The sequence below is a fragment of the Agrobacterium sp. CG160-95 genome (assembly GCF_053521725.1).
The window spans coordinates 632,092-644,746 of sequence record NZ_JBNWDU010000003.1; the positions used below are offsets into that span (position 1 = coordinate 632,092).

Consider the following 12,655-nt stretch of genomic DNA (forward strand, 5'->3'; position numbering starts at 1 on the left):
GTTTCAGGCGACGCCGTTGCTCGTCTGATGCGTGGATATTGCTACCAAGTCGCGGGCACAACAATTGAACTAATAATTCATAGTTTGTTGTGAAATTCGAAATAATACGTTCCGGTCGTTATCGGGACAGTGCGGATTGTCCCGATAACGCGGAATCTATCATTTCTGCTTTGCCGAGACGGCCTTGGCGGCAGCATCGATGGTATCAGCGACGACCGTCGGCTGCGTCATGAACAGGGCGTGGCTTGCTGAGACCTTGGTGATCTTGGCTTTGATGCGTTCGGCCATATGGATCAGCATTGCCTGGTCGAATGCCTTGTCCTCGGTAGCGATCACAGCCCAGCTGGGCTTGGTGCGCCAGGCAGCATGTTCGAGCTTCGTGCCGAACGCCGACATGTTGATCGGGACCTGAGCGTCCCTCATGAACGCAACATCGGCATCGCTAACGTCATGAGCAAAACCAGCCTTGAACTTTGCCGGGCTGACATATCCAAAACCATCCTTCGTGGTTTCGATGACGAATTCCGATGCGGGAGCAAACCCCTGATATTGCTGGGCTGTCGTTTCGCCGGCATCTGGTGAGAGCGCAGAGACATAGACGAGGCCAGCAACCTTTTCATCAACGCCCGCTTCTGTAATGACCGTGCCGCCCCAGGAATGTCCGACCAGAATGACCGGACCGTCCTGCCGCTCGAGAGCACGCTTTGTGGCGGCAACGTCGTCCGCCAGAGAGGTCAGGGGATTCTGGACGATGGTCACGCGGTAACCACGCTTTGTGAGATTGTCGTAGACACCCTTCCAGCCAGAGCCGTCAGCAAAAGCGCCATGGACAAGCACGACGTTTTTTACGGACTGGTTCTGGGAAATGGTGTCGGCAGCGTTTGCCGGCAGTGCGGCAGACAATGCGGCGGTGGCAATTGCAGAAAGGGCGGTTGCGGACTTGCGTGTCATGGCTTCTTCCTTTTTGTTTTGCGATAACTGTTATCGCGATACACATAAGCTGACAGATGCTGACCCTTCCGTCAAGATAATTCTTATCGCGATATTTATTTTTGCCATATGATTGGCTATATGTATGTGTGAAGGAGCCTAGAATGACCATACGTCACAACAATCCACCGCCTTTGCACGACCAGCTGTGCTACGCAATTTATACTGCCGGCATTGCCATCCAGCGCGCTTACAAGCCCCTTCTGGATGAGCTGGGGCTGACGTACCCGCAATATCTCGTGCTAAACGTGCTTTGGAGCGGAGATGAGCAAACCGTTGGCGCCATTGCAAACGCCCTCGCATTGGAATCGAGCACACTGACGCCGCTCTTGAAGCGCCTTGAGACAGCCGGCTTGTTGCGCAGGACCAGAAACCTCAGCAATGAGCGGCAGGTGGTCATCGCTTTGACCGAGGAAGGCCGCGCATTGCAGCACAGGGCGGGCTGCCTCAGCGACACCTTGCTTGCAGCTTCAATGCAAACTCCAAAGGAGCTGGCCGATCTGAACCACGACGTCCGCCATCTCCGCGACGCGATCTATTCACAGATCGGCGGGTGGGACGCGCCCGCCTGATCTGCAGGCGCATCTCGGAACCTACGCTGTCGGCACCGTCCCCCCATCAATTGTGTATTCGGTACCAGTAATCGAAGCCGCACGGTCGGAAGCGAGGAAGGCGATCAGGTTTGCGACCTCTTCCGGTTTTGCCGGGCGGCCGAGCGGAATGCCGCCCAGTCCATCCATGATGATCTTCTTGCCACCCTCAAGGTCAGTTCCGGCCTGCTTCGCCAGGCGCTCTGCAAGGTGGACGGAGGCTTCCGTTTCGATCCAGCCCGGCGAAACCCGAACGACACGCACACCTTTGGGCGACACTTCCTTCGACATCGCCTTGCTATAGGTCGAAAGTGCCGCTTTTGCTGCGGCATAGGCTGTTGTCGATTCCGGAAGTGGCAGGACTCTCTGGATGGATGTCACATGCACGACGACGCCGCTTCCCCGGGCGACCATATCCGGGACCAGTTGCCGATCCAGCCGGACAGCCGGATAAAGGTTAAGCGACATTTCCTTGTGCCAGTCATCCTCCGACAGGGCAGAAAAGCCGCCCCCCGATGCTGAGGAGCCACCCAGCATATGGACGATGACATCGACGCCGCCAAGGCGCCGCCGCGTGGCCTCTGCGACGATTTCACATCCCTCTTCGGTGCTCAGGTCCGCATCGACGAACAATTCTTCCGGCATGTTTTCCGGACGGGCACGCGCTGTCGTCAGCACCTTTGCGCCTAGTTCGCGAAACAGGCTGACGGTCGCAGCGCCAGCACCCTTGGTTCCAGCCGTAATGAGTGCGCGTTTGCCTTTCAGATTGAGAAAGTCGATCATGACCGGATCTCCAGCCTGACGATCCTGTCGTCCTTGATCGTGAAGGCATGGATTAGCATCACCGGACTACCGGGAAACTTGCCACTCACCCTCGCCCGCACGAGTACCTTGTCACCGTCAACCGTGGTTTCCACAGGTTCGGCAACGTATTGAGCCGAACTCTTGGCGGCCACCCACCATTGACGGATGGCGGCAGTGCCCTGATAGCGGGCATTCTCGTCCTCGACCACCGCATCGACATCAAGCGTTTGCAACAGCCCGTCGGCATCGTTGCGGGTGTCGGCGTCAAAATACATATTCACAACTTGGGGCATATCCATCTTATTTCTCCTTGTGAGGTGCCCCTAAGTTAGTGCTCTACCATTGCATGGATAAGTGGGATAAATATGCACGTGATGTTGAACAGATCGGGATAATGGAACAGTTAAACCTTAGGGAACTCGAAGCAGTCATCGCGATCGCCAGGCGCGGGACGTTTCGCGCAGCGGCTATCGATCTCGGTATGTCCACAACTGCGCTCAGCCACACCATCGGCAGGCTTGAGGCGGGGCTCGGCGTACGATTGTTCAATCGCACCACGCGCAGCGTCTCGCTGACAGATGCCGGCAGGCTCTTTGTACAGCAGGTTGCGCCTTCGCTTCAGGACCTTCATGCCGCTCTGGAAACGGTTCGCTCACAACGCGAGACACCGTCTGGAACGATACGCATCAATGCGGCACCGTTTGCAGCACGCGCCATCATCTCACCGCTCGTGCTTGAGTTCCTGCGTCGCTATCCCGAGATGAATGTCGATCTGGTCACGGAAGGAAAAATGGTTGATATCGTCAATGACGGTTTTGATCTGGGCGTCAGGGTGGCAGGTCTCGTTCCCAGCGACATGATTGCCGTTTCGCTCGGCCGGCCCCAGCGACACGCTGTTGTTGGTTCTCCGGACTATTTCGCACAACATCCTAAACCCGTGGTTCCTCCGGATCTTCTCAATCACAGATGCATTCGCGTTCGCTTGCCGGACGGCTCACTGTTTCGATGGCGGTTTGAAAAAGACGACGAGCCGGTGCAAATCGATGTGCGAGGCCCGATCACACTTGATGAAGCGGGCCTTGTGAGGACTTCGGTGCTGGAAGGTACCGGCCTGGGCTATACCATGGAAGAGGAAGTGCTCCCCGACATCAAAGCGGGGCGCCTTGTCCGGGTGCTGGAGGACTGGACACCACCGTATCCGGGGCTCTGCCTGTATTATCCCGGGCGCCGCAATCTGTCGGCTGGAGTGAAAGCGTTTCTTGATCTGGCCCGCGAGCTTTCGCGACGAGCTGCTGACTAACCCGCTGACCCCGCATTTGTAGTGGCGGCCCTTTGGGGAGCCGCCACATACGTCTTGGGATGGGGAAACAATCAAGCCTTGATGAAGGCCAACAGGTCTGGATTGATCACGTCGGCATGCGTGGTCAGCATCCCGTGCGGGAAGCCCTTGTAGATCTTCATCGTGCTGTTCTTGATCAGTTTGGCCTGAAGCTCCACGGCGGCCTTGTAGGGAACGACCTGGTCGTCATCACCCTGGGTCACCAGCGTGGGAACGGTAATCGCCTTCAAGTCTTCGGTCTGATCTGTCTCCGAAAACGCCTTGATACCTTCATAGTGCGCCACGGCGCTGCCCATCATCCCCTGGCGCCACCAATTGTCGATCACACCCTGCGAAACTTTCGCATCCGGCCGGTTGAAACCATAAAATGGGCCCGACGCAACATCGAGGAAGAACTGCGCGCGATTGGCTGCCAGGGCGCTACGGAACCCATCGAAGACTTCCATCGGCGTGCCATCAGGATTGCCTGCGGTTTTCAGCATCAGCGGCGGAACGGCGCTGACGAGGATTGCCTTTGCCACGCGTCCCTGTGGCTGACCATGCCGTGCGACGTACCGAGCGACTTCGCCGCCGCCTGTGGAGTGACCGATATGAACGGCATTGCGCAGGTCAAGATATTCGGCGACGGCGGAGGCATCGGCAGCGTAATGATCCATGTCGTGACCATTGCTCACCTGGCTGGAGCGTCCATGGCCGCGGCGGTCATGGGCCACAACACGATATCCCTTGCTGAGGAAGAACAGCATCTGGGCATCCCAGTCGTCTGACGACAGCGGCCAGCCATGGTGGAAGACGATCGGCTGTGCATCCTTCGGACCCCAGTCCTTGAAGAAGATCTCTACGCCGTCTTTGGTGGTGACGAAATTCGTGGTCATCGATGCAATTCCTTCTGGGTTACGGGAAATTTTCTTTTCGGAAGCCATCGCCGGCATGGCCAAGGCCAGAGAAACCGTGGTGCCGGCCAACAGGACCTGCCGACGGGACAGTGAAAGTTCGTTGATCATGGGCCTCTCCGAAATTTCGCGCGCTCATTCGGCGCCGCGGGTGCTTTCGAACAGGAACCAGGCACGGCGCTCTGCCTCATCCACCCAGTTTTCGATCAGGCTGGCGGTTGCGATGTCGCCATGGTCTTCACAAAGATTGTGTGTCGCCTTCATCAGCGAGACGAGTGTGAGGTTATCGTCGCGAAGCTCGGCCAGCATATCCGCCGGGGTCACGAAATCGGCGTCGTTGTCGAGAAGCCGCTGCAACCTGGAAATATGGCTGATCGAACGAAGTGTGGTGCCGCCGATCTTGCGGGCTCGCTCGGCAATGTCATCCGTCATGGCGAAGATCTGCTCGCCCTGCTCGTCCAGCATCAGGTGGTAATCACGGAAATGCGGACCGCTCATATGCCAGTGAAAATTCTTCGTCTTGAGATAAAGCGCGAAGACATCGGCCAGCAGCGCCGTCAACGCGCCGGAAATATCGGCGGTTGCGTTCGTGCCAAGGGCAGTCGGTGTTGCAAGAGGCGACTTGCGATGTTTTTCAGCGAGGGTGCGGTTCATGGTAATCTCCATTGGGTTTGGGTTTGGATTTGGATTTCAGGGTTTCAGAGCTGTGCAACGATCAGCGGATCGTCGATATCGACAGGAAGAGGCAGGAGGGCTTGCTCGGAAAGGCCCAACTGGCTAGCGATCACATTGCGTGAATAACCGGCCGCCGCTGCTCGGTAACCGATATCTTGTGGCGCGCTGTGACTGAAGAAAATCAGGATATGCAGTGTGCCACTGCCGGCGTTTTCGATGTGATGCGGGTAAGCCGGCGGCACGAAATAGGCGTCACCCGGATGGATCGAATAAGTGTCAGCGCTTCCATCGGGATCAAGGACTGTCATCTGACCGGTCCCTTCGAGCACATAGCCCATTTCGGCGGTCTCGGGGTGCCAGTGCGGTTCGCGCAGGCCAATCTCGCTGATGCGGACAGAAAACATCGAAAGACCATCGAGAGCAGACCAAGCCGGAGCCTGCGCGGTCCTTGCAGAGCCCGCCGGCGACGATACGTGCGGCGCTGACTCCTCGACACGGAATTTGAGCCTGTTTGGATGAAGCGCCTGCTTTTCAATGGCTGGCTGGGCCTGCAGGTCGAATATCTCTGTGTTTGCGTTCAGCCTGCCAAAACTCGGCGGCTTTTGCGGTTGCCACTCGAATGTGCTCAGCAGCACGGCGTCGGACATCACGTCGAAGGCGCCAGACAGGCTGAAATCTTCCGGATCCTCGTTCGAAAAGGCAAGGATGAACTCCGCCTCCGTCTCACCGGTATTTTCAATTGCGTGAACCATGCCTGACGGAACGAAGAACATTTCGCCAATGCCGATAAGAAAGACATCGCGGCTGCCATGATTGCCGACGACAGTCACCAGTGCCTGGCCGCGGACACAGTAGCCTAGTTCATTGGCATTCGCATGCCAGTGAGGCTCCCTGATCGTGTGTGCCGTGAGCACCAGCCTGCGTATTGAAAGGCCTTTGAGGATTGGCAGTTGATCGCGACCAAGGCGCATGATCGATCCCGCCGGGCTTTCGAAGGCTGCAGGCCGGTCCTTGAGAGAAAGAACATGTTTTGAAATCTGCATCTTCAGCTCCTGCCCACATCGTTTGTTTGACGAGATGGTTGTAGGCGAGGATCTGGTCGCGCGGTATCCAATGCTTGGTTAGTCGGACTGACACCTAAGTATAGTGGCTCGCCTGCCGAACCGAGGCTACAAATTCAGGCCCTCCACTGAAGAGATGCTGGATGCCAATGCACCCTGAATTTTCAAGCGCGCCCTTTCACATGGATGTCGCGATCCATCTGAGGCCATCCCAGTCCTGGAATGGCCTTTCTTTTTTGCGCGGTTATGAGATTGAGTTTGCATAGGAATATTGGAATTGCCATTTGCGTTTTGGCAGCAGGGATGGCTTGATAATGCGGTCGATCTCAACGTGGGAAATCTCCTTGCATTCGCTGGTCCTGGTAAACCCGGAAAGACGGCTGCCGGCGCGCTTTGAACTTTGCGTGCTCGTCTGCGCATTTTTGCTCGCAGCGCTGATCTTCTATCTCGATACCTATACCGACATTCACAGCGCGCTTGCCACGCTCTATGTCATCACCTTGCTTCTGTCGGCAGAAACCCTGACAGAAAAAGGAACGATGCTGGTGACCGGTATCTGTATCAGTCTGGCGGCAGTCTCGTATCTTGCAGCTCATGGGCTGCAAACCGACCTCGCCGCAACCCTACGCCTGGCGGTCGCGGTTGCTGCAATGTTGATCACCTGCGCCTTGATCATCCGCAATCAGCGCGCGCGCCTCAATCTTGTGAAATTCAATGCCGCCCTGCAGAGCAGCGAAGAGCGCTACCGGACGATTTTCGAGCAAAGCCGCGTTGCACTTTGGGAGCGCGACTATTCGCAGGTCCGCGCCATGCTGATGGCGTTGAAAGCAGATGGTGTCAAAGACCTTAGTGCTCACGCTCGGGAGAACCCGGATTTTCTGGAGCAATGCATCGTCAGCGTCCCTACCGTTGCCGCCAACGCGGCGGCACTTGAATTGCTGGGTCATGTGGGCAACAACAATCCCGGCGCCATGCGCCGCTATATTGCCCAGGACGACGCCACCTTTCTCGATCTCATCGCGGCAATTTTCAACAACGAGACGCATTTCGAAGGCAAGGGCAGCATCATCACCAGCGATGGCACCAGCAAATTTGTGCTGCTGACCGTTGGCTTTCCTGAAGATCCTGCCAATTTCAACCGTGTCATTGTCGGTATGTTCGACATTACGGAACGGGAACTCGCCCAGAAAGCACTGTTCGAGGCCCAGGCGGAATTGGCATTGGCGTCGCGCGCGGCAACCGTCGGTGCGTTATCTGCCTCGCTCGCGCACGAACTCAATCAGCCGCTCGGCGCCTTGGTGGTCAACGCCCAGACCCTGCAGCGCTGGCTGGATCGCGACCCGCCGGATCTGGCAGCCGTTTCCCGCTCAGCTGAGCGCATCGCTCGTGACAGCCAGCGTGCCAGCGACATCATTCAGAGCGCAAGATCAATGCTTGGTAACCGCCCGCCCGATATCGAGTCGGTTTCGCTGGCCGATCTCGTCACGGAGACACGCGCGCTGATGGAGAGCGAGCTGGTCAGAAATGGGGTCATTGTTGAAATAGCTGAAGCAAGCGATGTGCCCACCGTCAACGCTGTGCGGATAGAGCTGCAGCAAGTCTTGATCAACCTGATCACCAATTCCCTTCACGCCATGGCCGAAACCCCGGAAGCGATGCGGCGGATATCGGTAACGATCGAGCCTGGGGATGGTCAAAGCGTGGTCATCAAGGTTCTCGACACAGGTCCCGGACTCAGTCCGGACGTTCTCAAAAACCTGTTCAAACCATTCTGCACGACCAAACCAACCGGGCTTGGCATGGGCCTTGCCATCTGCCGCAGCATGCTCGAAGCCCGCGGCGGCACGCTGTCTGCCGGCAATCACATCAATGGTGGCGCATTGTTCGAAATGATCGTCCCGATGGAGGCAACCCATGAATGATGCGAGAAAGTCCGCCAAACCGCCGAACGGCGATACGCCGGTTGTCTACGTCGTCGATGACGATACTGCGATACGCGAGGCTTTGGTCGATCTCTTCCTGTCAATTCGAACAGAAGCAAAATCCTTTGAAAGCGCCCAGGACCTGCTCGAAAATGCCGATCTGGACCGACCTGGCTGCATTCTTCTCGACGTTCGCCTGCCCGGTGCGAACGGCCTTGATTTTCAGCTCCACCTGGAAAAACTCGGCAACCGAATGCCGATCATCTTCATGACGGGTCACGGTGATATACCAATGACAGTCCGTGCCATGAAAGCAGGCGCCATCGACTTCCTGACCAAACCTTTTCGGGACCAGGACATCCTCGACGCCGTCTCGGTTGCTTTTCAGAAAGATCGGGAAATGCGCCAGCAATCTGCTGCAAATGGCGCCGTCGTGGAACTGGCCAAGACATTGACCCGCCGCGAGCATGAGGTCATGACGGCTGTCGTGCAAGGCCTGATGAACAAGCAGATTGCGTTCAACCTCGGGATCAGCGAGATCACGGTCAAGCTGCATCGCGGCAATGTCATGCGCAAAATGGAGGCGCGCTCCGTAGCCGAACTGGTGCGCAAGGCGGAACTGCTGGGCCTTTGAGGCCAAAACCTAGACCCTTGTATGGTGCAATGTTGTGTCTCGATGGCGCATATAGAAGCCAGTTGATTTTAAGAGGCAAGGCCCAATCAAATTGTCCAAAACACCTGTCATAGCCATCGTTGACGACGATCGGTCGATCCGCGAAGCCCTTGACGATCTCGTTTTGTCCTGCGGTTACGAGAGCCGGCTGTTTTCGTCTGCGGAAGACTTTCTGGCCCGCGGTGATCGCGTCGCGATCGACTGCATGCTGGTCGACGTTAAAATGCCAGGCTTAAGCGGCATCCAGATGCAGGACGTGTTAAACTCGCGTGGTGATCAAAAGCCGCCGATGATCTTCATGACATCCTATTGCGACGAGCGAACGAGAGCAGCGGCAATGGATGGCGGTGCATTCGCATTCCTTGGGAAGCCAGTCGATTTCAACCAGCTTATACTGTGTCTTGAAGAAGCACTGAAGCACTGAAATTTCCAACACGTTCAGGAGTGGAACCATGTCTGATCAATGCTCGCACCTGCCGACGATCCGATCGGTCAAGCCCATGACGCTTGGCTGCGAGGAATGTCTCGAAACTGGCCAGATATGGCTTCATTTGAGGCTCTGCCGCGAATGTGGTCATGTCGGCTGCTGCGATCAGTCCCCCGGCCGCCACGCGACCGCGCATTTCCACACCACCCGCCACCCCATCATCGAGGGCTATGACCCGCCGGAAGGCTGGGGCTGGTGTTATGTGGACGAAACCATGGTGGACCTGCCTGATCAGACACCGCAACGCGGGCCGATACCGCGATATTACTGAAACTTCGCCGAAAAATCGGCGGTGACCTGCGGACGACATTTCCAGCTGGAGGTAACAGATGGCAGATCTCAGCGCGCGCCTGGACCAGATGTTTCCGGTGCTCAACCCCCATCAGGTCGAGACGGCCAAGCGTTTTGCCAGCGGCGAGCCAAAATATTTCGCTCGTGGTGACTTCGTCTACAAGGTAGGAGACCACGCAGCGCCCGCCTGGCTGGTGCTGAAGGGATCGATGGACGTGTTTCGCCACGAAGGTCTTTCCGGCGAGGCGCCGATCACGACGCATGGAGCAGGCCAGTTGTCTGGCGAAGTCAACCAGCTGTCGGGTCGACCGACACTTGCCGGGGCCCGCGCCGGGTCCGAGGGCTGCACGGCCATTCCCTTTGATGCCGCCCATTTGCGGGCCTTGGTGATCGGATCGGCCGATGTCGGCGAAATCATCATGCGTGCCTTCATCCTGCGCCGCGTCGGTCTGATCGATGCAGGCGCAGGTTCTGTTCTGATTGGAACCGCTGGCAATGCCGCGCTCTCGCGTCTGCAAGGATTTCTAGCCCGCAATGCCTTTCCCCACATCGTACTTGATGCTGCCATGGAGGGTGAAGGTAAGGCGCTGATCGAACGCCTGGGTATTCTCGCCTCCGACCTTCCGCTAATGGTCTGCCCCAACGGCACCGTGCTCAAGAAACCGACAGATGCGGAGGCCGCAGCATGTCTCGGCATGACGCCGGACCTCAAGCCCGGAAAGCTCTATGACGTAGCTGTTGTCGGCGCTGGACCGGCGGGCCTTGCCACCGCCGTCTATGCCGCTTCGGAAGGGCTCGACGTCCTTGTCATCGATGAACACTCGATTGGGGGGCAGGCCGGCGCTTCGTCTCGGATCGAAAACTATCTCGGCTTCCCGACGGGCATATCCGGACAGGCGTTGGCGGGACGTGCCTACAATCAGGCTCTCAAGTTCGGGGCGGAAATGGTTCTTCCCGTCGCTGTCAAAAATCTGATCCCTCCGAAAGATGACGCAGGTGTGCTGGCGCTCGAACTCGACGGTGGAAAATCGGTGACGGCCCGCAGTGTCGTCATCGCATCCGGCGCTCGCTACAGGCGACCGGACATCACCAACATTGACGGTTTCGAGGGCAACGGCGTTTCCTATTGGGCCTCGCCGATCGAGGCAAAACTTTGCGCCGGCGAAGAGATCGTCCTGGTTGGCGGCGGCAATTCGGCAGGCCAGGCCATCGTTTTTCTGGCGCCTCAGGTCAAGACACTTCATCTGGTCGTGCGGCGCGCACTCGAAGATACGATGTCGCAATATCTGATCGACCGTATCAAGGCCCTGCCGAACGTCCAACTGCACATGCATTGCGAAGTGGACGCGATCAATGGCGATAACGCCACTGGCATCTCCTCCGCAAGACTGCGCAACCGCCTGGATGGAAGCGTGAACACCTTGCCGCTTCATCATCTCTTCCTTTTTATCGGCGCGGATCCGAACGCTGGCTGGATCAGCAGCCGGGTGCAAACCGATGACAAGGGCTTCATCGTCACTGGGCAATCCTTCGATGAGCATTGTCGTTTTTCCCGCAAGCCATTGCCCCTCGAAACCAGCCTGCCGAATGTCTTTGCCATCGGGGATGTCCGTGCCGGATCGACCAAGCGGGTCGCGGCAGCAGTGGGGGAAGGTGCCGCCGTCGTCTCGCAAATCCACGCCGCACTAAGCCTGATAAAGCCCCCAAACTGAAGCATCCGACCTTTCTCAAAATCAAAAACCCGCTGGCAGAAGCCAGCGGGTTAAAAATATCGTTCTTGAGTACCGTGACAGACAGCCGGTCGATACTCAGATAGCCGACGCACCGAGTTGCCGGCCATAAGCAACGATTTCTCGGCCAACCGCGATGCGCTCATCCTCGAACCGCTGCAAGGCACTGGGAAGGTCAACCTCGGACTCCAGGCTGTCGCTCAACGCCATGACATCGCCCGCTGCCTTCGACACGCCCATCGCGGTGTGCGGACGCGCGACAAAGGCGGCGTCGCCGATGAGGACGACCGAACGGCCCGTCATGCGGGGCGACTCGTAGTCGAAAATGCCCTGGATAGAGGGGCTTGGCTCCGCCTCGACCGCCTGGGCGAATTGCGGCGGAAGCATCTGCAGCGCATCGACGCGCAACGCCTCCAGATGGTCGCTCGACAAGCCACCACGCGGCAGCGAAAATGCATGCGTTCGCCCATCTAGATCGGTGAACGTGTGGGCAAGTTCGCTTGCTGGCACTTTGCGATACCAGACCCAGTTATATCGGCGATTGCCGATGTCCATTTCGCCCTTCGAGCCCGGGACAAGATAACCGAGCGCATGTACGCCGGGCCTGACATGAAAGGCAAACCGGTCGAGAAGCAGATTAGCTGCCGTTGGAAGCCTCGTTTCCGGGATCAATCCACGCCATGCGACATAGCCGGAATAGCGGTTTTGCGTGTCTCCGAGATTGACCGCTGCGCGCACCACCGAACCAAGGCCATCGGCACCGATAACCAGATCGACATTCACCCGCGTGCCGTCACCAAAAATCAGCTCCGCGCCACTCTCGCCATCCAGCACTTTGACGACATCCCGACCCAGCACATAGCTTCCTGAAGCGATGCGAGAAGCGACAGTTTCGAACAGGTAGTCCCAGGAGATCTGGGTCTGGGGCGCCTTAACGGTCTGGGCGATAACGCCATCCTGATCGAGATAGATGCGTTCCTTAGCCACCACGCCGATACGGGCGACATGCTCGCAGCCAATCAGCCGGAGAATGTGCAGCAGGTCCCTCTGACCGACGAGGCCCGCTCCCCGACCTGCAAGACCGCTCTTCGATCGCTCGTAGATGCGGACATCGTGGCCAGCCTGTTGTAACATGATGCCAGCGAAGAGGCCGGCAAGCGAACCGCCGACGATTCCTATGCGTAGTTTTTCCATCGTTCC

The 12,655-nt window shown here is 57.6% G+C and carries 14 protein-coding genes; 7 read left to right on the top strand and 7 right to left on the bottom strand.

Annotation, left to right across the window (positions count from 1 at the left end):
* Nucleotides 1-159 precede the first annotated feature (159 nt).
* Nucleotides 160-951, bottom strand: coding sequence for an alpha/beta fold hydrolase (locus ACQZ63_RS14220; protein WP_003519240.1), 792 nt, complete (start codon nucleotides 949-951; stop codon nucleotides 160-162).
* Between the two features lie 143 nt (nucleotides 952-1,094).
* Here ACQZ63_RS14220 and ACQZ63_RS14225 point away from each other — a divergent pair, with 143 nt between their 5' ends.
* Entirely contained in the window at nucleotides 1,095-1,562 is a 468-nt protein-coding gene (locus ACQZ63_RS14225; protein ID WP_003519242.1) for a MarR family winged helix-turn-helix transcriptional regulator, read from the top strand.
* A 21-nt stretch (nucleotides 1,563-1,583) separates the two neighbouring features.
* Here ACQZ63_RS14225 and ACQZ63_RS14230 read toward each other — a convergent pair whose 3' ends face one another.
* Both ACQZ63_RS14230 and ACQZ63_RS14235 read right to left on the bottom strand, forming a co-directional pair.
* A complete protein-coding gene (locus ACQZ63_RS14230; RefSeq protein ID WP_013762165.1) occupies nucleotides 1,584-2,363 on the bottom strand; it encodes an SDR family oxidoreductase in 780 nt (259 codons plus the stop codon).
* Nucleotides 2,360-2,683, bottom strand: a complete 324-nt coding sequence (locus ACQZ63_RS14235) for a nuclear transport factor 2 family protein (protein ID WP_003519246.1) — start codon at nucleotides 2,681-2,683, stop codon at nucleotides 2,360-2,362. The genes ACQZ63_RS14230 and ACQZ63_RS14235 overlap by 4 nt, the downstream gene beginning before the upstream one ends.
* Before the next feature lie 47 nt (nucleotides 2,684-2,730).
* On the opposite strand from ACQZ63_RS14235, the gene ACQZ63_RS14240 reads away from it, so the two are divergent.
* The gene (locus ACQZ63_RS14240; protein WP_025595167.1) at nucleotides 2,731-3,684 is read left to right on the top strand and encodes a LysR family transcriptional regulator; all 954 of its coding nucleotides are present in this window, start codon (nucleotides 2,731-2,733) and stop codon (nucleotides 3,682-3,684) included.
* A 71-nt stretch (nucleotides 3,685-3,755) separates the two neighbouring features.
* Here the strand turns inward: ACQZ63_RS14240 and ACQZ63_RS14245 are convergent, their stop codons facing one another.
* From ACQZ63_RS14245 to ACQZ63_RS14255, 3 genes are read right to left on the bottom strand one after another with little or no spacing between them, the layout of a single operon-like run.
* Nucleotides 3,756-4,727, bottom strand: coding sequence for an alpha/beta fold hydrolase (locus ACQZ63_RS14245; RefSeq protein ID WP_003519249.1), 972 nt, complete (start codon nucleotides 4,725-4,727; stop codon nucleotides 3,756-3,758).
* 24 nt (nucleotides 4,728-4,751) lie between these two features.
* Complete coding sequence (locus ACQZ63_RS14250) at nucleotides 4,752-5,270, bottom strand: Dps family protein (protein ID WP_003519251.1); 519 nt, start codon at nucleotides 5,268-5,270, stop codon at nucleotides 4,752-4,754.
* A gap of 44 nt (nucleotides 5,271-5,314) precedes the next feature.
* Nucleotides 5,315-6,334, bottom strand: a complete 1,020-nt coding sequence (locus ACQZ63_RS14255; RefSeq protein ID WP_448799292.1) for a cupin domain-containing protein — start codon at nucleotides 6,332-6,334, stop codon at nucleotides 5,315-5,317.
* 362 nt (nucleotides 6,335-6,696) lie between these two features.
* Between ACQZ63_RS14255 and ACQZ63_RS14260 the strand changes: the two genes are divergently transcribed.
* The 5 genes from ACQZ63_RS14260 to ACQZ63_RS14280 all read left to right on the top strand — a co-directional run bounded on the left by ACQZ63_RS14260 (nucleotide 6,697) and on the right by ACQZ63_RS14280 (nucleotide 11,437).
* Nucleotides 6,697-8,274, top strand: a complete 1,578-nt coding sequence (locus ACQZ63_RS14260; RefSeq protein ID WP_448799293.1) for a sensor histidine kinase — start codon at nucleotides 6,697-6,699, stop codon at nucleotides 8,272-8,274.
* Entirely contained in the window at nucleotides 8,267-8,908 is a 642-nt protein-coding gene (locus tag ACQZ63_RS14265) for a response regulator transcription factor (protein WP_013762159.1), read from the top strand. Before ACQZ63_RS14260 ends, ACQZ63_RS14265 begins: the two co-directional genes overlap by 8 nt.
* A 91-nt stretch (nucleotides 8,909-8,999) precedes the next feature.
* Nucleotides 9,000-9,371: a response regulator transcription factor gene (locus tag ACQZ63_RS14270; protein WP_003519258.1), complete on the top strand. Its 372-nt coding sequence runs from the start codon at nucleotides 9,000-9,002 to the stop codon at nucleotides 9,369-9,371.
* Nucleotides 9,372-9,399: 28 nt separating this feature from the next.
* Nucleotides 9,400-9,705 (top strand): UBP-type zinc finger domain-containing protein, encoded by a 306-nt coding sequence (locus ACQZ63_RS14275; RefSeq protein ID WP_003519260.1) that lies wholly within the window; start codon nucleotides 9,400-9,402, stop codon nucleotides 9,703-9,705.
* 58 nt (nucleotides 9,706-9,763) lie between these two features.
* A complete protein-coding gene (locus ACQZ63_RS14280) occupies nucleotides 9,764-11,437 on the top strand; it encodes an FAD-dependent oxidoreductase (RefSeq protein WP_003519261.1) in 1,674 nt (557 codons plus the stop codon).
* Nucleotides 11,438-11,533: 96 nt separating this feature from the next.
* Here the strand turns inward: ACQZ63_RS14280 and ACQZ63_RS14285 are convergent, their stop codons facing one another.
* The gene (locus ACQZ63_RS14285) at nucleotides 11,534-12,649 is read right to left on the bottom strand and encodes an FAD binding domain-containing protein (protein ID WP_003519263.1); all 1,116 of its coding nucleotides are present in this window, start codon (nucleotides 12,647-12,649) and stop codon (nucleotides 11,534-11,536) included.
* Between the last annotated feature and the right edge of the window lie 6 nt (nucleotides 12,650-12,655).

Bases quoted from the DNA above. Each gene is read 5' to 3' on its own strand.
- ACQZ63_RS14220 (WP_003519240.1), bottom strand. From the start codon at position 951: ATGACACGCAAGTCCGCAACCGCCCTTTCTGCAATTGCCACCGCCGCA.
- ACQZ63_RS14255 (WP_448799292.1), bottom strand. From the start codon at position 6,334: ATGCAGATTTCAAAACATGTTCTTTCTCTCAAGGACCGGCCTGCAGCC.
- ACQZ63_RS14240 (WP_025595167.1), top strand. From the start codon at position 2,731: ATGGATAAGTGGGATAAATATGCACGTGATGTTGAACAGATCGGGATA.
- ACQZ63_RS14235 (WP_003519246.1), bottom strand. From the start codon at position 2,683: ATGGATATGCCCCAAGTTGTGAATATGTATTTTGACGCCGACACCCGC.
- ACQZ63_RS14285 (WP_003519263.1), bottom strand. From the start codon at position 12,649: ATGGAAAAACTACGCATAGGAATCGTCGGCGGTTCGCTTGCCGGCCTC.
- ACQZ63_RS14230 (WP_013762165.1), bottom strand. From the start codon at position 2,363: ATGATCGACTTTCTCAATCTGAAAGGCAAACGCGCACTCATTACGGCT.
- ACQZ63_RS14265 (WP_013762159.1), top strand. From the start codon at position 8,267: ATGAATGATGCGAGAAAGTCCGCCAAACCGCCGAACGGCGATACGCCG.
- ACQZ63_RS14245 (WP_003519249.1), bottom strand. From the start codon at position 4,727: ATGATCAACGAACTTTCACTGTCCCGTCGGCAGGTCCTGTTGGCCGGC.
- ACQZ63_RS14275 (WP_003519260.1), top strand. From the start codon at position 9,400: ATGTCTGATCAATGCTCGCACCTGCCGACGATCCGATCGGTCAAGCCC.
- ACQZ63_RS14280 (WP_003519261.1), top strand. From the start codon at position 9,764: ATGGCAGATCTCAGCGCGCGCCTGGACCAGATGTTTCCGGTGCTCAAC.
- ACQZ63_RS14225 (WP_003519242.1), top strand. From the start codon at position 1,095: ATGACCATACGTCACAACAATCCACCGCCTTTGCACGACCAGCTGTGC.
- ACQZ63_RS14250 (WP_003519251.1), bottom strand. From the start codon at position 5,270: ATGAACCGCACCCTCGCTGAAAAACATCGCAAGTCGCCTCTTGCAACA.